The following is a 19,033-nucleotide window of genomic DNA, read 5'->3' on the forward strand; positions in this document are numbered from 1 at the left end:
TCTAGCCAGGTGAAGGTGCCCGTACCGCAAACCGACACAGGTAGGCGAGAAGAGAATTCTAAGGCGCGCGGAAGAACTCTCGTTAAGGAACTCGGCAAAATGACCCCGTAACTTCGGGAGAAGGGGTGCCCCGGTAGTGTGAATAGCACGAGGGGGCCGCAGTGAAAAGGCCCAAGCGACTGTTTAGCAAAAACACAGGTCTGTGCGAAGCCGCAAGGCGAAGTATACGGGCTGACGCCTGCCCGGTGCTGGAAGGTTAAGGGGAGTGGTTAGGGGTAACCCGAAGCTATGAACTGAAGCCCCAGTAAACGGCGGCCGTAACTATAACGGTCCTAAGGTAGCGAAATTCCTTGTCAGGTAAATTCTGACCCGCACGAATGGCGTAACGACTTGGGCGCTGTCTCAACGAGAGATCCGGTGAAATTTTAATACCTGTGAAGATGCAGGTTACCCGCGACAAGACGGAAAGACCCCATGGAGCTTTACTGCAGCTTGATATTGGACTTTGATACGATTTGTACAGGATAGGTGGGAGCCTAGGAAGCCGGAGCGCCAGCTTCGGTGGAGGCGCCGTTGGGATACCACCCTGATCGTATTGGAGTTCTAACCTGGTACCGTGATCCGGTACGGGGACAGTGTCAGGCGGGCAGTTTGACTGGGGCGGTCGCCTCCTAAAGAGTAACGGAGGCGCCCCAAGGTTCCCTCAGAATGGTTGGAAATCATTCGAAGAGTGCAAAGGCATAAGGGAGCTTGACTGCGAGACTGACAAGTCGAGCAGGGACGAAAGTCGGGCTTAGTGATCCGGTGGTACCGCATGGAAGGGCCATCGCTCAACGGATAAAAGCTACCCTGGGGATAACAGGCTTATCTCCCCCAAGAGTCCACATCGACGGGGAGGTTTGGCACCTCGATGTCGGCTCATCGCATCCTGGGGCTGAAGTAGGTCCCAAGGGTTGGGCTGTTCGCCCATTAAAGCGGTACGCGAGCTGGGTTCAGAACGTCGTGAGACAGTTCGGTCCCTATCTGTCGTGGGCGTAGGAAATTTGAGAGGAGCTGTCCTTAGTACGAGAGGACCGGGATGGACGCACCGCTGGTGCACCAGTTGTTCCGCCAGGAGCATAGCTGGGTAGCTACGTGCGGACGGGATAAGCGCTGAAAGCATCTAAGCGTGAAGCCCCCCTCAAGATGAGATTTCCCAACTAGTAAGACCCCTTGAAGACCACGAGGTTGATAGGCCTGAGGTGGAAGTGCAGCAATGTATGGAGCTGACAGGTACTAATCGGTCGAGGGCTTATCCAAAACAACTCCAAAAAGTGGCGTCAGGCTGAACAAGCCGATATGAGCACTTGAGGAGACTAACCGCAAATTCACGTTTCGTATCCAGTTTTCAAGCGATTAAGATGCTTGAACCGTTTGGTGGCGATGGCGGAGGGGTTCCACACGTACCCATCCCGAACACGACCGTTAAGCCCTCCAGCGCCGATGGTACTTGGACCGAAGGGTCCTGGGAGAGTAGGACGCCGCCAAGCAACGAAAAAAAGCACTGCCGATCATCTCGGTGGAGCTTTTTTTGTTGTTGGTGCTATCTAATCACCAACTTAACTGTAAAACCTGCAGTTATTTTCGCAAGATAAGCTCATTCTAGACAAATAACTGTAAAACCTACAGTTAATTCTGCGATTTTAGCTCGGAATGGCCCAAATCCTCCAAAATAGCTGTAGTTTTTGCAGTTAATTTAACCCGGGAAGCTGAGGAAGCAAAATTAGCTGTAGTAATTACAGTTAATTAAGCAGGGGGAAGGCGCTAAGTTGCTTAAGTGCTGGGCAACAGGGCTGCAAAGAAGCAAAGAAGCAAAGAAGCAAAGATGCAAAGATGCAAAGACGGTTAGCTGCTAAGACGCTAAGTATCTTAGCTGTTTAGACGCAAGCAGATTAGTTGACCTTAAGTACTCTGTCTACATGGGTTACTAGAACCGAATACATAAGGGTCCTGGGAGAGTAGGACGTAGCCAAGCAACGAAGAAAAGCACCGCCGAGATGATCGGCAGTGCTTTTTGCTATTCTATTAGTTAAGACGAAACACGCTGGCCCCGCTTAAAGCCTCAGCGCTGCAGTTGCCATGTTTACATCGTTACAAAGGAGTTGTTCTAAATTATACGCAGGATAGTAGCCCTTGGAGCACATAAAGTTAAATATCATGGCATGAAGATCGATAGCACAAATTAATTGCTTCTGGAAGGTTTCTCGCAAAATAGGGGTGGCCGTTTCGGTAATTGCAATCGAATAGTTGCGGACTGCCGTTTTGGCAAAGCCAAGCAGGCTGGCAGCATCAAAGGCGGTCATATCGGGCATATGGCTTCGATTCATCGTCGGTGCCAGTGGATAGAACTTAAGGAGTTCCTGCAGATTTTGCTCCAGCATGCAGATCGTTTCCTTGTAAAGCGAGCAAAGGACCGGGTCTTTGATGGTGGGCAGTTTTTGTTTAAATGCAACTAAATTTACGGATTGAAAAGCTACCAGTTCGTGAAGTTCCATCGTTTCATGCCAAGCCAAATGCTTCGGGCTACCTTGGTATAGGCTCACGTTGTCACACTCCAATAGAGAAATTTGATTCAATATATGCATTCGCCCAGATTTGGTGATTCCAGTAACTAGGAATTAAAAGTAAAAACTTACCTTTATCAGAAAACCTAATCGGTTCTATAAAATGATTCGAATTGACCAATTTCGCGAGCTATGATAAGTTCAAGTAAGTATAATTCTGATCATATTAGTAGGAATTGAATTTATGGAAGCTACGTGAGGTGGATATGTTGGAATTTCAAGTTACGAACAGTCCTTTTAATCAAGAGCAAGCGGAATTGTTGAACCGTCTGTTGCCTTCGCTGACGGATACGCAGCGCTTATGGCTTAGCGGGTATTTGGCTGCGGTGCAGGGAACGGCAGCAGCTGCAATCTCGGCTCCGGCTGGAGGAGCCCAAGGGTTAGCAACAGCAGGATCGACAGTAGACTCGGGTCCTGTGGTATCCAAAGAGGTCACGGTATTGTTTGGCTCGCAGACCGGAAACAGCAGTGGATTGGCCAAAAAGCTCGGCAAGCGTCTTGAAGAGCAAGGGTTTCAGGTAACGCTTAGCTCAATGGGCGACTTCAAACCTAATACCCTGAAGAAAATCGAGAATCTCTTAGTCCTGGTAAGCACGCATGGCGAAGGAGAACCGCCGGATAGCGCGATTGCCTTCTATGAGTTCTTGCATAGTAAAAGAGCACCGCAACTGGACAATTTGAGATATTCGGTGCTTGCACTCGGGGATACGTCTTACGAATTCTTCTGCCAGACCGGCAAAGATTTCGACAAACGTTTGGCGGAGCTCGGTGGTAAAGAGCTTGCTCCTAGAGTCGACTGTGACGTCGATTTTGCGGAGCCGGCTTCGGAATGGATGAATCAGGTGCTCGGCGCATTGGCTCAAGGCGCGGGGAACGGAGCGGGAGCGGTTGCTTCCGGTGCGGCACCAAGCTCTGTCGTAAGCGAAGCGGAATCGGAATACTCCCGGAGTAATCCTTTCCAGGCTGAAGTCTTGGAAAATCTCAATCTCAATGGTCGTGGGTCGGAAAGGGAAACACGTCATGTCGAAATCTCGCTGGAGGGCTCGAATCTTCAGTATGAGCCGGGCGACAGCCTGGGGATCTATCCGGAGAACCATCCGCGCCTGGCGGATGAATTGATCGAAGCGATGGGCTGGGATGGTAATGAATCCGTATCCGTCAACAAGCAAGGCGAAACGAGGTCCTTGCGGGAAGCGCTGCTGCGGTATTATGAAATTACGGTGCTGACCAAGCCGCTGCTAAATCAGTTGGCGGAACTGACCGGAAACTCCAGTTTAAAAGACTTGCTCGATCCCTCCAAAACAGAGGAATTAAGAACCTATCTGAGCGAACGGGATCTGCTCGATTTGGTGCAGGATTACTCTCTAAAAGGAATTCCGGCCGGACAGTTCGTATCGTTGTTGCGTAAGATTCCGCCGCGCTTATATTCGATTGCGAGCAGCCTGAAGGCCAGCCCGGATGAAGTCCATGTGACCGTTCGCGCAGTGCGTTATGAAAGCAACGGCCGCAACCGCTACGGCGTTTGCTCGGTGCAGTTGGCCGATCGCATTCAGCCGGGAGATTCCTTGCCGGTGTTCATTCAGCACAATCCGAATTTCAAGCTGCCGGACAATCCGGAAACGCCGGTTATTATGATCGGTCCCGGTACGGGAGTCGCTCCATTCCGAGCGTTCCTCAGCGAACGCGAAGAGACGGGAGCGCAGGGGAAAACCTGGCTGTTCTACGGGGATCAGCATTTTTCGACGGATTTCTTGTATCAGGTGGAATGGCAGCGCTGGTTGAAAGAAGGCGTGCTGACCCGGATGGATGTAGCTTTCTCCCGCGATACAGAGCAGAAAGTATACGTTCAGCACCGGATGCTGGAAAAGAGCCGCGAGCTCTACGAATGGTTGCAGGAAGGCGCAGTGATATACGTTTGCGGCGATGAGAAAAAGATGGCCCACGACGTGCACGCGGCGCTTGCCACGATTCTTGAGCAGGAAGGTCGGTTCAGCCCTGAGGAAGCATCGGAATATTTGACCCGGATGCAGCAGCAAAAACGTTATCAGCGGGATGTCTATTAATTCCCTGACCGTGAGAGGAGAAAGATCGAATGTCTGAGAACAATTTATTGTCGCCGAACAGTGCGCCGCACAGCGACGTGGAAGATATAAAAGTCAGAAGCAATTATTTGCGCGGCCAGCTGGAAGAGGTACTCGAGGACCGTATTACGGCCTCGATTCCGGAAGATGAAAACCGGTTGATGAAATTCCACGGCAGCTACATGCAGGACGACCGGGACCTGCGTAACGAGCGCAGCAAACAAAAGCTGGAACCGGCATACCAATTCATGCTGCGGGTACGGGCACCGGGCGGCGTGGTAACGCCGGAGCAATGGCTGATGATGGACCGGGTCGCTCAAGCATATTCCAGCGGGACGATTCGCTTAACGACGCGGCAATCGGTTCAATTGCACGGCATCCTGAAATGGAATATGAAAAAGACGATTCAGGAAGTGCATAACTCGATGCTGACCACTTTGGCGGCTTGCGGTGACGTCAACCGTAACGTAATGTGCAACCCGAATCCGAACCAATCGGATATTCACGCGGAAGTGTACCATTGGGCAAGCCGGCTTAGCGAGCACCTGGAACCGCAGACCAAAGCTTATCATGAGATTTGGCTGGACGGCGAAAAGGTATTGGACAGCCGGGACAACGGAACGGAAGAGGAGCAGGAGCCGATCTACGGCAAGGTCTACTTGCCGCGGAAATTCAAGATTGGCATTGCGGTACCGCCATCGAACGATGTGGATGTATTTTCCCAGGATTTGGGACTTATTGCGATCACCGAGAACGGCAAACTAAAAGGATTCAACGTCGCTGTCGGCGGCGGGATGGGCATGACGCACGGAGATGTGAAGACCTATCCTCAAGTGGCCCAGGTGATCGGCTTCTGTACGCCGGAGCAAGTCATCGATGTTGCGGAAAAGACCGTGACGATTCAGCGGGATTACGGAGACCGTTCCGTTCGGAAGCATGCCCGGTTCAAATATACGATTGACGACCGCGGCATCGATTGGTTCGTTGACGAGCTGACCCGCCGCCTGGGATGGACACTGGAAGCTGCGAAGCCTTATCAGTTCGACCATCATGGCGATCGCTACGGCTGGGTAAAAGGTAACGGCGGCAAATGGCATTTTACATTGTTTATCGAGAACGGCCGGATTAAAGATGAAGAAAACTACCTGCTGATGACCGGACTGCGGGAAATCGCCAAGCTGCATACCGGGGATTTCAGGCTGACGGCGAATCAGAATCTGATCATTTCAAATGTAACGACCGCAAAAAAGAAAAAGATCGATGAACTCATCGCTAAGTATGGAATTACGTCCGGCGAGCATTATACTGCGCTCAAACTCAATTCCATGGCTTGCGTGGCGCTTCCTACTTGCGGGCTGGCCATGGCCGAGTCGGAACGCTATCTGCCGACATTGTTGGGCAAGATGGAGCCGCTGCTGGAGGAGAACGGTCTGCGGGAGGATGAGATCGTCATCCGGATGACCGGATGCCCGAACGGGTGCGCGAGACCGGCGCTGGCTGAGCTTTCTTTTATCGGCAAAGCACCGGGCAAGTACAATATGTACCTCGGCGGCGGTTTTGCGGGAGAGAGACTGAACAAGCTCTACAAGGAAAACATCGGGGAGACGGAAATCTTGGATTCTCTGCGGGTTCTATTTGCCCATTATGCCAAGGAACGGCGTGAAGGAGAGCATTTCGGCGATTTCACGATTCGTGCCGGGTACGTCAAGGAAGTCCGTTCAGGTCAGGATTTTCATGCTTAATGAACATGACGAGTATAGCTTGCTAATATCATGAATTTTTAATTTTCCAAGGGAGTCTTTGCCGGGTTTTACGGCGGGGCTCTCTTTTTTATAGGCAGATGGTTTATCAGTCATTTATGAGGGTTTTATCATTGTCCGGCGATTTTGTTAAAATAGGAGATAAGCTAAGATAAACGAAGACAGGGAGTCTGGAGGGAAATAAACTGGAAACTTACGCATGTCTCTATATCATCCGCGGGGAGCCGTACCGTCCGGGTACCTGCCTCAATCTGAGCCAGCCGGAGACCGAAGTGGGCAGAGGCACTAAAGATAATGCGCCTGGGATCGCCTTTACGAATATTTTTGTATCCCGGCATCATTTGAGCATTCGGCAAGAGGGAGAGAAGGCGGTACTTTATGATTTGGGCAGCCGGCACGGGAGCGAGGTCAACGGAGTACCCGTAATTCCGCATGCACCTTATGTGCTGGAAAATAACGACCGGATTCAGTTGGCGCGTGGAACCATAATTATGCATTTTTCATATGCCTCAGCTGAACAGACGCTTGAGTTTGAATCTATCCGGGAAGTGCCTGAAGCGGAGGAACGTGAAATAGGCCAAGTATCCATCCTATGGGAAAAACGGGAGTGTCAGGTTGACGGACGCAAAATTCCGATGTCGGAAAAAGAATTTCTCTTGCTCCGCCTGCTCCATCAGCATATGAACCGGCTCGTGACCATCGCGGAAATCAAAAGCATCGTTTGGCATGACCGGACCTGGGGGACCGACGGATTGCCTGATGTGACGGCGGATGAAATCAATGCGCTCATGTACCGCATTCGGAAAAAATACGGTAAAGATACCTTTCAGATTACCTCTGTCCGCGGAAACGGCTATATTCTCGAAAGCGACCCGAACCATTAGGTCGAATTGGAGTAGTCGTTACGTGTTTCTATTTTGGAGGACACGAAAATGAACTTGTTAAAACGCTGGATCAGACGGAAGCGGTTTTGGATCGCAGTCGGATTGCTCCTGTTCATCTGGATCAATAATACTTCGCTGTTTATTGGAAATTATCATGAGGATGAGGGTCCCAAATTGCTGGCCCACCGTGGTTTGGCACAAACCTTTTCCATGGAAAATATTCAGAATGATACCTGCACGGCGGAACGGATTTATGAACCTGAGCATCCTTATCTGGAGAATACGATTTCTTCCATGAGAGCGGCGTTTCTGGCAGGTGCGGATATGGTGGAATTGGATGTTAAGCCGACAAAAGACGGCCAATTTGCGGTGTTTCATGATTGGACTCTGGAGTGCAGGACCAATGGGCAAGGAAAAACCGTGGATTATACAATGGCGGAACTGAAGCTTCTGGACATCGGGTACGGCTATACGGCAGACGGAGGTGCAACGTATCCGTTCCGGGGGAAGGGAACCAATTTGATGCCCTCTTTGACGGAAGTGCTGAGACAGTTTCCCGATCAGAACTTTTTGCTACATATCAAAAGCAATGATGCAGAAGAAGGAGTTCTGCTTGCGGAGTATTTTAGCGGGATGTCTCGGGAAAAGCTGGAGCGATATACCGTATATGGCGGTGACGAGCCGATCGCGGCCCTAAAGGAGAAATTACCCGATATGCGGGCGATGTCCAAGCAGACGCTCAAGGAATGCCTTATCTCCTACGAGGCTTCAGGCTGGACCGGTTATATTCCTTCGGCATGCCGGAATACGGAATTGCATATTTTCGAGAAGATCGCCCCGTGGATTTGGGGCTGGCCGGATAAGTTTCTTAGCCGGATGGAACGCGCGGATACGAGGGTTATCGTGGTGGGGGGAGACGGAAGCGACTTTTCCAGCGGTTTTGACAGTCTGGAGGATGTAAAGCGGCTTCCTTCCTCGTATAGCGGTTGGATCTGGACGAACCGGATTGATCGTCTGGCAGGCCTCAAGGCACATTAGACCAAGGAAAACGAATGCGCTCAAACCGCTGGTGCTGTTTCTACTTGACTAATTCGGACCGATCCTGTATTTTAACCAATAATAAACTCATATTGATTAAAATGCTTAGACCAAGGCCCCATCGTTTATCATTCGCGATAACAGAGAGGAATTCCGCAGGCTGAAAGGCTTCCCGCCGCGACCGGACGTTGACCCTACCTTGTGAGCAGTAACGGAGACTGGGGATTATACCAATTAGCCGTTGCCGGCAGCTGCCTTTATTTAATGAAGGACCGTTGCTATGCCGACGGTTAAACAAGGGTGGTACCACGACACATTCGTCCCTGACGAATGTGTCTTTTTATGTTGAAAGGGGAGTTTGATCATGCGCCAAAGCCAATTATTACTGAATACACTGCGGGAATCGCCGGGCGATGCGGAGGCTGTTAGCCACCAATTGCTGCTTCGCGCCGGTCTCATCCGACAGTTGGCCGCCGGGATTTACACGTATATGCCGCTTGGCAGACGGGTGCTGCGCAAAGCGGAGCAAATCGTACGGGAGGAAATGGACCGGGCCGGAGCACAGGAACTGCTGATGCCGGCCATGCAGCCTGCTGAACTATGGGAGGAATCCGGCCGTTATGAGGTATATGGTCCGGAGTTGATTCGTTTGAAGGACCGCCATGGACGGGAATTCGCATTGGGGCCGACTCATGAAGAGGTAATCACTTCGCTGGTCAAACAAGAAATAAGCTCATACCGGAGATTGGCTGTTACTTTGTATCAAATCCAGACTAAATATCGTGATGAGCGTCGCCCACGTTTCGGACTGCTGCGTGGCAGGGAGTTCCTGATGAAGGATGCGTATTCATTCGACCCGGACTGGGAAGGATTGGACCGTTCCTATTGGGAGATGTATCATGCCTATCATCGGATATTCGAGCGCTGCGGCTTGAACTTCCGCGCGGTGGAGGCGGATGCGGGAGCGATCGGGGGCGAAGGGGGAACCCATGAATTCATGGCTTTAGCCGATATCGGTGAGGATACGATTGCCACATGTACGTGCTGCGACTATGCCGCTAATCTCGAAAAGGCAGAATCGGGTTCTAACTTCAAAACTGTTATCGGAGCTGGAACTGAGGACTTAGGGCAGCCGGAAAAGTTCCATACACCGGCCATCAAAACGATCGATCAGCTTGTATCCTCGTTAGGAGTAAGGGCAGCGGAGATCATGAAAACGGTGCTTTTCGCGGTTGACGGAGAACCGGTAGCTGTAGTCGTGCGCGGGGATCAGGAAATCAATGAGCTGAAAGTAAAAAGTTTCCTGGGCGCCGAGATGATTGAAATCGCCGATCCGGAGTCGGTGCAGGCTTGGACTGGAGTTCAGGTAGGTTTCATCGGTCCCTACGGTTTGACTAATATCTCTGTTCTATTAGATCACTCAGCGGCAGAAATGGAACATGGAATTGCCGGGGCCAACGAGTTGGATTATCACTACCGGCAGCTTGTTCCTTCCAGGGATTTGACGCATTCCAAGGTGGGGGATTTTCGCACGGTACAGGAAGGCGAACCATGTCCTCGCTGCGCCGATGGAACCTTGAAATTCTACCGCGGCATTGAGGTGGGACATGTATTCAAGCTGGGGACCAAATACAGTGAAAAGCTGGGCGCGACGTTTCTTGACGCTTCGGGCAAGGCCCAAACGATGATTATGGGCTGCTACGGGATCGGGGTTTCCCGTATTTTGTCCGCTGTCATTGAGCAGAACCACGACGACAACGGGATCGTCTGGCCACTGGCATTGGCGCCATACCATGTGCACCTGGTGCCGGTTTCGGTGAAGGATGAAGAACAGGCTCGGCTCGCTGAAGAACTGTATCAACGCTTGCAATCGAAAGGTGTTGAAGTGCTGCTCGATGATCGCGATGAACGGGCCGGGGTTAAATTCAAGGATGCTGATCTGATCGGACTCCCGGTGCGAATCGTGATCGGCAAGGATGCCGTAGCAGGTCTGGTTGAATATGCGGAGCGTCATTCTCCTCGTGATAAAATGTCGCTTAGTGCCGATGACGCTGTGGAACGAATTCTGGGAATGCTTAATACGGCTAATATTGGACATTAGGATGAGCCTTTCCGGGCTGGCGCTTTTTTCTCAGCTGCTATATAATTTTAAGGCGATATGGATGGAGCCCGTCCATCGATCTTAAGTTTAGAGAGGTACTGCGAAGATGAATGCAATTGAAGTGAAGGATTTGCGCAAAACGTTCAAGGTTCAGAAGAACCGCGAAGGCTTGAAGGGCGCTTTTCAAGATTTGTTCAAGCGGCAGTACAATGAGGTCGCCGCTGTAAAAGATATTTCGTTCCAAATTCCTCAAGGAGAAATCTGCGGATATATCGGCGAGAACGGCGCCGGTAAGTCGACGACGATTAAAATGTTGACCGGAATTCTAGTTCCGACTTCCGGCCATCTATCGGTCGGCGGATTTGTTCCATATGAGGAGAGGGAGAAGTTCGTTCAGCATATCGGCGTGGTATTCGGACAGCGGAGTCAGCTGTGGTGGGATATCGGGGTGATCGAATCGTTCCAGCTACTTCGCAAGGTATATAAGGTGTCGGAACAGGATTTCAAGCGCCGGCTGGACGAATTGGTGGAACGGCTTCAGCTGCAGGATTTGCTAAACCGTCCCGTGCGTAAGCTCAGTCTCGGTCAGCGGATGCGCTGCGAGCTGGTGGCTGCACTGCTCCATAATCCGTCCATCGTGTTTTTGGACGAGCCGACGATCGGACTGGACATTGTGGTCAAATCGGAAATCCGCGAATTCCTGAAGGATATGAACCGTGAGCATGGCACAACGATTCTTCTTACGACCCACGATCTTCAGGACATCGAGGCGCTTTGCTCCCGAGTGATTATGCTGGATGATGGCCGGATCATTTATGACGGCGGGCTGGAAGAACTGAAAAACCGCTGGGGCACCGGGCGGGAAGTCCAATTCCAGTTCGGAACGGGAACGAAGCTGGCTCAGCTTCAGACCTGGACGGCAAGACTGCCTGTGGAATGGTCGGCGGAGAATGATTTAGGCGCCAAGGTCTGGATCCCGTTAGAAATCAATGTGTCCGACGTGCTCGGACAAGTCGTCGGGAAGGCGGACATTACCGACATCAAAATCGTCGAGACAAATACGGACGATATCGTTCGCAGCATTTATCAGTCCGGTTCCGCCGAGAAGAAAACGGACGCGAACGATGTGACCGAGGACGAGAGCGTGATGACTCATGTTTAGCGGAGCCAGCGCGTATATCGATTTTATCCGAATCCGGTTCTTGACGATGCTCGCGTATCGGGTCAATTACTATACCGGCATTCTGATTTATACGCTCAATATTGGAGTGTACTATTTTACCTGGAAAGCGATCTACGGAGGCGGCGGGGAGCTGGGCGGGTTCACCGCTTCGCAGATGACCACGTACTTGGCTGTTTCGTGGATGGCCCGCGCGTTTTATTTTAACAACCTGGACCGTGAAATCTCGACGGATATCCGGGACGGAAGCATCGCGATTCAGTTTATCCGGCCTTATAACTACATCATGGTTAAAATGATGCAAGGTTTTGGTGAAGGCTTGTTCCGGTTCATGCTGTTCATGATCCCGGGGATGGCGATCGCCATGCTGCTCTTTCCGGTGAAGCTTCCGACCGCGCCCGAGGCGTGGGCAGGGTTTCTTGTCATGCTGTTTTTCAGCTTTCTGATCAATTCTCAGCTTAATGTGATTACCGGACTGATGGCTTTTTTCGTGGAAAATAATGAGGGCTTTATGCGTATGAAACGGGTTGTCGTCGACCTGTTCTCCGGCCTGATCATTCCGATCAGTTTGTTCCCGGGCTGGCTTGCCGACATTATGGGATTTTTACCGTTCCAGGCGATAACTTACTTGCCGGGTTCCGTGTTTACCGGACGGATTCAAGGCGTAGGCATCTGGCATGTGCTAGGGATTCAGGTGCTCTGGTTCCTGATCTTGCTGATCCCGATGGTCTTGCTGTACCGGATGTCGCGGAAACGCCTGTTTGTGCAGGGAGGTTAAAGGAATATGTCATATTACTTAGGGCTCATCGTAGAGTATTTGAAAAACTATATCAAAACCCGGATGACTTACCGGGCGGATTTCTGGGTTGAAGTCATTTCTGATCTGCTGTTCCAGGCAACGAACCTGATCTTCATCTTTGTAATCTTTATGCATACCGACAGTCTTGGCGGCTGGAGCCAAGGTGAAGTTGTGTTCGTTTACGGATTTTTCATGGTGCCTTTTGGTGTGTTCAGCTGTTTCATCAATTTGTGGGGCTTCAGCGAACGCTATATTGTCAAAGGGGAAATGGACCGGGTCATGACTCGTCCGGCGCATAATCTGTTCCAGATCTTTTTGGAAAATGTCGATCCGCCTGCGCTGGTAGGCTCCATCATCGGGATCGTGATCATGGCGATCAGCGGATCGCAGTTGGGCCTGCCGTTTGAATGGTGGACCATTCCCGCCATGCTGGTGCTGACGATTAGCGCGGTAGCGATTTATACGGGGATTTACACGGCTCTGACGTCGCTGTCTTTCTACTCCGATGCACCGACCGGCATTCTGCCGTTGATGTTCAACGTTCAAGGTTACGGGCGTTACCCGGTAACCATTTACAACCGCGCCATTCAGGTGCTGCTTACCTGGATACTGCCGTTTGCCTTCGTCGGCGTCTACCCGGCGTCGTTATTTCTGGAGCGCGAGGAGATGAGGAACATGGCGTTTCTCACTCCGGTCGTGGGCGGGGTGTTCCTCGCCATCGGTTTGACTGCCTGGAACTATGGAGTTCGGCGGTATCGGGGCGCAGGGTCTTAATAAATGCAAACCCAAGAGGGGGAGATCCCTTCTTGGGTTTTTTTGTTGGAGGAATATGGATATAGATTGGCGAATTTAGAGGAGGTGCCAATAACTAGAAAGGACTTTATTCTATGCTAAAAAATCCATCAGGAATCATTTTAATCACAGGCATCATGGCTAGCGGAAAATCGACGGTTGCTGAGCTGCTTTCCGAGCGATTCGAAAAGTCGGTGCATGTCAGAGGAGATATTTTTCGGCGAATGGTCGTTAATGACAGAAGAGAAGTAAGCCCTGACGCGGAAAAAGACGAGCTGGAGCAGCTGCTGCTTCGATATCGCCTGGCTGCCCACACGGCGGATGCTTATTTCGATTCGGGATTTACGGTTGTCGTTCAGGATGTCGTCGTGGGTCCCATGTTAAACGACTTTATTTCATTTATACAGAAACGTCCTCTTTATGTGGTAGTTCTTTGCCCGGATGCTGGGATAGTTGCCAAGCGAGAAGCGGAACGGTCGAAAAAAGGATACGGAATCTGGACCGTGGAAGCGCTGGATCAGCTGTTGCGAAATGAGACTCCACCAATTGGTATGTGGCTGGATTCCTCGGAATTATCCACTGAAGAAACAGTGGATGAAATCTTGAAGCGATATCAAAGTGAAGCACTTGTGATGTAGCTAGCATGCATAATTCGTTATTAATATGAAAGGAAGTACGAACATGAATAAGGGATTTGTTTCTTGTTTGCAGATCTTTCCGACCCCTGATTTGCACAGAACTGCCGACTACTATCATCGCTTAGGTTTTAGGGCGGTTCCCTACTTGGATTCTGTCGAGCCGCATATTTGCCTGTATCGGGATGCCATAGAAATCGTGTTGACTCAATCTCCAAATCCTTCAATTACTCCGAACAGAACAATTCACGGATATGGTTATGATGCCTACTTTATTGCCGAAAACCAGGAAGAACTGGAGAAAGAGCTAATTGAATCGGGCGTCCAAATTGTCCGGCCTTTGGGTATCACGGATTATAGCAACAAGGAATTCGTTTTTGAGGATATAGACGGGCGGTGGATTGCCGTAGGAAACAAACAATAAAAAGGAGACGAGAAGATGGGTGCAATTGAATCAAAATTGGAGAGCTTAGGAATTGAACTTCCCCAAGCCAGCAGTCCGGCGGCAAAGTACGCTAATTACGTCATTGTAAATGGCTTGTTGTTTATGTCCGGAAAGGGCCCCGGCAGTCACGCCAAAGGTAAGCTTGGGCAAGAGTATACGACGGAGGAAGGCTATCAATTTGCACGGGACGTTGGATTAGAGGTGCTTGCTGTTTTGAAGGATGCCCTTGGCACATTGGACAAAGTAAAGAGAGTAGTGAAAGTGCAAGGATTCGTCAATGCGATACCATTATTCGAAGAGCATCATAAAGTGCTGAACGGATTTTCCGACTTAATGTTCGAAGTATTTGACGACAAAGGAAGTCATGCCAGATCCGTATTCGGTGCGGTTTCCGTGAGAGACAATCTGCCTATTATTGTTGACTCCATTTTCGAAGTCGAAGAGATCTAACCAAACGCTTAGCATTTGGAGGGGATAGTATGGCTACCTGGGTGACACATTTTAGAATCGCTGAGAAATTAATAGATTTAGGGCTTGATGTAAGCCCTGAAGAATTCCTGGTAGGAAATATCGGACCGGATTGCGGGCTTGCTAATGAGGAAGGAATATTTTATCCGCCAAAAGAAATCACTCACTTCGAAGTCGACGGCAAAATAAATGCGGACCTGTTTTATCAACAATACATATTGAACAAAGAGCGTGATTTATCCAAGGAACAGCTGTCATTCAACTTGGGTTATTATTTTCATTTACTGACCGATTTGGAGTGGAGTCGTTTCTATAAACAAAAAAAGATGGAGCCTGCCTATCAAGACATTTTGGGAACTCCTGAATATTGGTACCTGGTCAAAAGAGACTGGTACGTTGTAGATTTCAAATATTTAAAAATGAATGAGCACAGCCTCTTCTTCTCCATCTTTCAAAATATTAAGTCATTTCCGGACCTCCTGGATATTTTTCCGCAGGGCCAGATCAATGAGCAGGTAAGACGGATTACACAATTTTATTTGTATACCGAGGTTCCTGACGATTACGAACTGATATACCTGATGTTGAGTGACGTTGAAGATTTTGTTGAGTCTACCGTCACTGTGATCAAGGAAGTCTTAAATGCAAAGCAGGAGTTAATCCAGACGATTTTCCGTTAGTAAGGAGGAATAATGTGAATCAATCCTATGAAAAACAATCTATAGAAAATAACCCCATGGAGGCCTCGTACGATCGTCCCATGGGAGTGACCCTTTTAGCGATCTTGTTGGTATTCGGAGGTTTGGCAACGCTTGTTACCCAAATGATTGCATTTAATAATCTCAACGAAACAGCCTCTTTAATAGGCGTATCCGGGTATTTTTTTCAAGGAGCAATGGCTTTTTTAGGTCTGCTTGGCGTAACGGCCGGGGTAGGAACCTGGCTCGGGAAAAAGTGGGGCTGGTGGCTGGCACTATTCTATTTTGCCTATGCTGTAATTCGAAATATCAACGTCATCATTTCTATAACGAGTATGTTAGAGCTGTATGCAGGAGCCTATGACGTATTAATACCAGCTTATTTAAAATATGGAGTAAGAATTATATGGAATGGAGCGCTGCTCGTCTACTTGTGCGGAGAAACAGTTACCACCTTTTTTAAGAATGAGGCGGTTAAAAAGTGGAAGGCTCTGCTGATCGTCTTCGGTATTTGCATGTTCATTTACATTATTGGAACGGTATTCAATGGATTAGTAGTATGAAGAAAAGCAGATTAATCTCATTGGTGCTACTCATCGGTTATTCCTTTTTACTGACTTACTGGATGATTTGGGGTTTTGGAAGAGGCGTGCAAGCAGACTATATGTATAACTTGAGACCTTTCCTTACGATCGGCAGTTATTTAAGAATTGATGATGTGGGCACTAAAACCTGGGTTATCAATCTCATCGGAAATATAGGTGTGTTCGTTCCTTTCGGCGTTTTGATTCCGCTGATTTGGGGAGGACGCTTATTAAAAGGATGGGTCTTGTTTATCGTAGGGGTGTTTGTTTTGGAGATGACTCAGTTGCTATCAAGGAGAGGAAGCTTTGATATCGATGATTTTATTCTAAACTCCTTTGGATTTTTGATCGGATGTGGAGTATATGTTGTGTTGAAAAGGAGAGCGGAATGAGCGATTGTATCCATTTATGCTTAGTTCAAAGTAAATCCGATCTGTTGAAGTTTTGGGATTTATTCAATACTTACATCAATGAGCTGTCTCGTAACATTTCCATAGGAGATGAGTTTGACCGGGAATATTTTTATTCGGATGAATATAGGGATGCAGTGGAGCAGTTAAGAACAAGGGCTGTTAATCCTTTAAGGATATACCTCATAGAAACGAGTGGGATTGTTGGCTTCTGTATGTATGTTACCTATTTCGATGAGCAAGGAAAATGCTTTTTGATGGAATATTATATGGAGCCGGAATACCGTAATCTGGGGTTTGGCAAATTGGCTTATTCAGAAATTGAACAGTACATAAAAGAAGAGGGCGCTGCGTTCATTGAACTAACTCCGACGAATGAAGCAAATCTTAGATTTTGGAGCGGTTTAGGGTTCGAGATCACCGGGGAAATGGATGAAGACCATAAGTACTTTTATAGAAAAAATCTATGAATTTAACGATATTGAACTGTCTGAAATACGAACGAAATGAGTTGAAGACCCATGACGGATGATAGTTTCAAAGGTATTACCTGGAGGGGGAGATGCGGCGACTTCCATACTCTTATTTCGGAAGCGGAACTAAAACAAATATCTCCTATGCCGAGCGGTCTGGAGGCCGACGTATACAAGATCAGCACAACGACTGCTGATTTGGTGCTAAAGGTGTGGAACAGAGATTCTAAGCCGGATATTGCCAAGCAATATGAGCTGTTGCAAGGGTTATTTAATCAGGGAATTCCCCTTTCAGAGCCGCTAGGCTGGGGAATTGACGCCGATAATAACCAAGTGTTACTAACCGGTTACGGAGGCACACCTGTAGCTAAATTGAACAAATTGAAACTTGAAACGCTGGCTGACATTTTAACAGGAATTCATAGTGTCCCGATTGAGTCGCTACCTTCGCCGGAAGCATTACCGAAATATCATTTCGTAAGCTATTTCTTTCCTAGTATTGACGGACATGCAGATATAAAAGAAATATTACTTCCGTTAGTGGAGGATTCGCAAGTGGGCCAATATCGGCTCATTCATGGGGATTACAATTTGGGAAATATCCTTGAAATGAACGGAAGATTCACCATTATCGACTGGACAAATATTCAGCTCGGCGATCCGCGATATGATGCCGCCTGGTCGATTTTTTTGATGCGGATCTATGCGAGCGAGAGGAATGGCTCATTGTACCGATCCTTCCTTTTAGCAAAGAATACTTACTTGGGAGGTGACATGGAGAGATTCGAAGCTATAGCTTGCCTGCGATGGATCCTGCTGAACAGAATCGCGGGATTGCCGATGGGGAAGAATACGCTAGCCGTGGTAAGAGCTATTGTCAAGAACAATGTCTATTTGGATGAAAAGCTGCTCTGAGATTCTATATTGTAAGGAAGTGGCCGAAAGGAATGAAGATCATGCAAAGGTACAAATCTAAGCTAGGGGAAGAATTGATCTTTACAAGCTATGACAGGTTGCTGCTGACCTGGGGCGTTGATTATGATCAAAGAGATATCCATACCGTTTATGGAAGCACCCATGTCATCACGGCCGGTTCACCAAGTAATCCTGCGTTAGTGCTATTTCATGGGACGGCGGATAATTCGGCTATGATGTGGGTTTACAATGTTCGTGAGCTTGCGGAGAACTATTTTGTCATAGCAGTAGATGCGGTCGGAGGATCCGGCAAAAGTGAGCCTAACGATCTTTACTATCGGAAATTTGATCAGACGGCTTGGATCGATGAATTGTTAAAGGCTTTAGACCTGAAATTAGTCCATCTAGCCGGCGTTTCCTATGGAGCTTATTTGGCCTATCACTATGCCATAATGAGACCCGATAACGTGCAAAAGGTGGTGTGCATGGCGGGGAGAATTCCAGGGAGTCAGTTTGAAGTCATGAGCAAGATGATGATGGCGTTCATGCCGGAAGCGCTGTTTCCGTCGGAAGCGAATTGTAAGCGACTGCTAAGGAAATTGAGCGGACCTCATTATACCGTTTTTGAAAGTAACGAAGAGTTAATGAAACATTGGTATTATCTGCTCAAATATTTCAATAACAAATCAATGATGCAGCACGGGATAACGATCTTTGACGGAGAGCAAATGAATTTGATCCGGAAGAAAGCATTGTTTTTAATAGGAGATCAAGATATATTAAGCAATTATCCGAAGGCCATCCAAAGGCTGAACCAATATGAACTGAATTATAAAATTATTAAAGAAGCAGGTCACGCGATCAATCACGAGCAAGCGGAGTTAATAAACCGGGAGATTGTTCATCATCTTAACTAGTGGCTTTTAGATACATTAGTTTCAGTGAAGCCGAAGGTTGAGATCAGAAAGAGCGGCATACCGGTTGACGGAGTCTTCTGTAGAATATCGGAAGGCTATGAAGGCTACATTGAGGTTACCGGAGGTCAGCTATTTATGAGGAATACGTACGATTTCAATTTCCTAGTTCTGTATCGCTTAAAGTTCCTTGTGATACCCCGATTTGCTTAGTGAACCCAACTTGAGTCAGGTCAGCTTGTTTCCTTAAACT

Annotated in this window: 18 protein-coding genes and 2 rRNA genes (1 of these 20 running past the window's edge); 19 read left to right on the top strand and 1 reads right to left on the bottom strand. The window is 48.7% G+C overall.

Annotated features, from left to right (window positions below; translation table 11 throughout):
* Together NYE70_RS04040 and rrf are read left to right on the top strand one after the other, a co-directional pair.
* Positions 1-1,299, top strand: a 23S ribosomal RNA gene (locus NYE70_RS04040); it begins 1,750 nt to the left of the window's first position.
* A 113-nt stretch (positions 1,300-1,412) separates the two neighbouring features.
* Positions 1,413-1,529 (top strand): 5S ribosomal RNA (gene rrf / locus NYE70_RS04045).
* Between the two features lie 564 nt (positions 1,530-2,093).
* On the opposite strand, the gene NYE70_RS04050 is transcribed toward rrf, so the two are convergent.
* A complete protein-coding gene (locus tag NYE70_RS04050) occupies positions 2,094-2,534 on the bottom strand; it encodes a spore coat protein (protein ID WP_247681603.1) in 441 nt (146 codons plus the stop codon).
* 278 nt (positions 2,535-2,812) lie between these two features.
* Here NYE70_RS04050 and NYE70_RS04055 point away from each other — a divergent pair, with 278 nt between their 5' ends.
* The 17 genes from NYE70_RS04055 to NYE70_RS04135 all read left to right on the top strand — a co-directional run bounded on the left by NYE70_RS04055 (position 2,813) and on the right by NYE70_RS04135 (position 18,783).
* Complete coding sequence (locus NYE70_RS04055) at positions 2,813-4,666, top strand: assimilatory sulfite reductase (NADPH) flavoprotein subunit (protein ID WP_341047507.1); 1,854 nt, start codon at positions 2,813-2,815, stop codon at positions 4,664-4,666.
* Positions 4,667-4,695: 29 nt separating this feature from the next.
* Positions 4,696-6,426, top strand: a complete 1,731-nt coding sequence (gene cysI / locus NYE70_RS04060; protein WP_211020274.1) for an assimilatory sulfite reductase (NADPH) hemoprotein subunit — start codon at positions 4,696-4,698, stop codon at positions 6,424-6,426.
* Positions 6,427-6,716: 290 nt separating this feature from the next.
* The gene (locus NYE70_RS04065; RefSeq protein ID WP_244861707.1) at positions 6,717-7,328 is read left to right on the top strand and encodes an FHA domain-containing protein; all 612 of its coding nucleotides are present in this window, start codon (positions 6,717-6,719) and stop codon (positions 7,326-7,328) included.
* A gap of 48 nt (positions 7,329-7,376) precedes the next feature.
* Entirely contained in the window at positions 7,377-8,366 is a 990-nt protein-coding gene (locus tag NYE70_RS04070; RefSeq protein ID WP_341045071.1) for a glycerophosphodiester phosphodiesterase family protein, read from the top strand.
* Positions 8,367-8,730: 364 nt separating this feature from the next.
* Positions 8,731-10,467, top strand: coding sequence for a proline--tRNA ligase (locus NYE70_RS04075; protein WP_341045072.1), 1,737 nt, complete (start codon positions 8,731-8,733; stop codon positions 10,465-10,467).
* A gap of 106 nt (positions 10,468-10,573) precedes the next feature.
* Positions 10,574-11,629 carry an ABC transporter ATP-binding protein gene (locus NYE70_RS04080; RefSeq protein WP_341045073.1) on the top strand — a complete coding sequence of 352 codons (1,056 nt, stop codon included), beginning with the start codon at positions 10,574-10,576 and terminating at the stop codon, positions 11,627-11,629.
* Positions 11,622-12,425, top strand: coding sequence for an ABC transporter permease (locus NYE70_RS04085; RefSeq protein WP_341045074.1), 804 nt, complete (start codon positions 11,622-11,624; stop codon positions 12,423-12,425). The genes NYE70_RS04080 and NYE70_RS04085 overlap by 8 nt, the downstream gene beginning before the upstream one ends.
* Before the next feature lie 6 nt (positions 12,426-12,431).
* The gene (locus NYE70_RS04090) at positions 12,432-13,220 is read left to right on the top strand and encodes an ABC transporter permease (RefSeq protein ID WP_211020281.1); all 789 of its coding nucleotides are present in this window, start codon (positions 12,432-12,434) and stop codon (positions 13,218-13,220) included.
* Between the two features lie 113 nt (positions 13,221-13,333).
* Entirely contained in the window at positions 13,334-13,876 is a 543-nt protein-coding gene (locus NYE70_RS04095) for an AAA family ATPase (protein WP_341045076.1), read from the top strand.
* A 43-nt stretch (positions 13,877-13,919) separates the two neighbouring features.
* Entirely contained in the window at positions 13,920-14,297 is a 378-nt protein-coding gene (locus NYE70_RS04100) for a VOC family protein (protein ID WP_341045077.1), read from the top strand.
* 15 nt (positions 14,298-14,312) lie between these two features.
* Positions 14,313-14,768 (top strand): RidA family protein, encoded by a 456-nt coding sequence (locus NYE70_RS04105; RefSeq protein WP_341045079.1) that lies wholly within the window; start codon positions 14,313-14,315, stop codon positions 14,766-14,768.
* A 29-nt stretch (positions 14,769-14,797) separates the two neighbouring features.
* Positions 14,798-15,466, top strand: coding sequence for a hypothetical protein (locus NYE70_RS04110; protein ID WP_341045081.1), 669 nt, complete (start codon positions 14,798-14,800; stop codon positions 15,464-15,466).
* A gap of 14 nt (positions 15,467-15,480) precedes the next feature.
* Entirely contained in the window at positions 15,481-16,047 is a 567-nt protein-coding gene (locus NYE70_RS04115; RefSeq protein ID WP_341045082.1) for a hypothetical protein, read from the top strand.
* A complete protein-coding gene (locus NYE70_RS04120) occupies positions 16,044-16,460 on the top strand; it encodes a VanZ family protein (protein WP_341045083.1) in 417 nt (138 codons plus the stop codon). The genes NYE70_RS04115 and NYE70_RS04120 overlap by 4 nt, the downstream gene beginning before the upstream one ends.
* Positions 16,457-16,948: a GNAT family N-acetyltransferase gene (locus NYE70_RS04125; RefSeq protein ID WP_341045085.1), complete on the top strand. Its 492-nt coding sequence runs from the start codon at positions 16,457-16,459 to the stop codon at positions 16,946-16,948. The genes NYE70_RS04120 and NYE70_RS04125 overlap by 4 nt, the downstream gene beginning before the upstream one ends.
* Positions 16,949-16,999: 51 nt before the next feature.
* Complete coding sequence (locus NYE70_RS04130) at positions 17,000-17,866, top strand: aminoglycoside phosphotransferase family protein (protein WP_341045086.1); 867 nt, start codon at positions 17,000-17,002, stop codon at positions 17,864-17,866.
* Positions 17,867-17,907: 41 nt separating this feature from the next.
* Complete coding sequence (locus tag NYE70_RS04135) at positions 17,908-18,783, top strand: alpha/beta fold hydrolase (RefSeq protein ID WP_341045087.1); 876 nt, start codon at positions 17,908-17,910, stop codon at positions 18,781-18,783.
* The last annotated feature ends 250 nt before the right edge of the window (positions 18,784-19,033 follow it).

It is taken from the genome of Paenibacillus sp. FSL R5-0407, assembly GCF_038009185.1.
Taxonomy (GTDB): Bacteria; Bacillota; Bacilli; order Paenibacillales; family Paenibacillaceae; genus Fontibacillus; species Fontibacillus vini.

Coding starts and splice junctions, on each gene's coding strand:
- NYE70_RS04050 (WP_247681603.1), bottom strand. CDS start 2,534: ATGGAACTTCACGAACTGGTAGCTTTTCAATCCGTAAATTTAGTTGCA.
- cysI (WP_211020274.1), top strand. CDS start 4,696: ATGTCTGAGAACAATTTATTGTCGCCGAACAGTGCGCCGCACAGCGAC.
- NYE70_RS04070 (WP_341045071.1), top strand. CDS start 7,377: ATGAACTTGTTAAAACGCTGGATCAGACGGAAGCGGTTTTGGATCGCA.
- NYE70_RS04075 (WP_341045072.1), top strand. CDS start 8,731: ATGCGCCAAAGCCAATTATTACTGAATACACTGCGGGAATCGCCGGGC.
- NYE70_RS04080 (WP_341045073.1), top strand. CDS start 10,574: ATGAATGCAATTGAAGTGAAGGATTTGCGCAAAACGTTCAAGGTTCAG.
- NYE70_RS04085 (WP_341045074.1), top strand. CDS start 11,622: ATGTTTAGCGGAGCCAGCGCGTATATCGATTTTATCCGAATCCGGTTC.
- NYE70_RS04090 (WP_211020281.1), top strand. CDS start 12,432: ATGTCATATTACTTAGGGCTCATCGTAGAGTATTTGAAAAACTATATC.
- NYE70_RS04095 (WP_341045076.1), top strand. CDS start 13,334: ATGCTAAAAAATCCATCAGGAATCATTTTAATCACAGGCATCATGGCT.
- NYE70_RS04100 (WP_341045077.1), top strand. CDS start 13,920: ATGAATAAGGGATTTGTTTCTTGTTTGCAGATCTTTCCGACCCCTGAT.
- NYE70_RS04105 (WP_341045079.1), top strand. CDS start 14,313: ATGGGTGCAATTGAATCAAAATTGGAGAGCTTAGGAATTGAACTTCCC.
- NYE70_RS04110 (WP_341045081.1), top strand. CDS start 14,798: ATGGCTACCTGGGTGACACATTTTAGAATCGCTGAGAAATTAATAGAT.
- NYE70_RS04120 (WP_341045083.1), top strand. CDS start 16,044: ATGAAGAAAAGCAGATTAATCTCATTGGTGCTACTCATCGGTTATTCC.
- NYE70_RS04125 (WP_341045085.1), top strand. CDS start 16,457: ATGAGCGATTGTATCCATTTATGCTTAGTTCAAAGTAAATCCGATCTG.
- NYE70_RS04130 (WP_341045086.1), top strand. CDS start 17,000: ATGACGGATGATAGTTTCAAAGGTATTACCTGGAGGGGGAGATGCGGC.
- NYE70_RS04135 (WP_341045087.1), top strand. CDS start 17,908: ATGCAAAGGTACAAATCTAAGCTAGGGGAAGAATTGATCTTTACAAGC.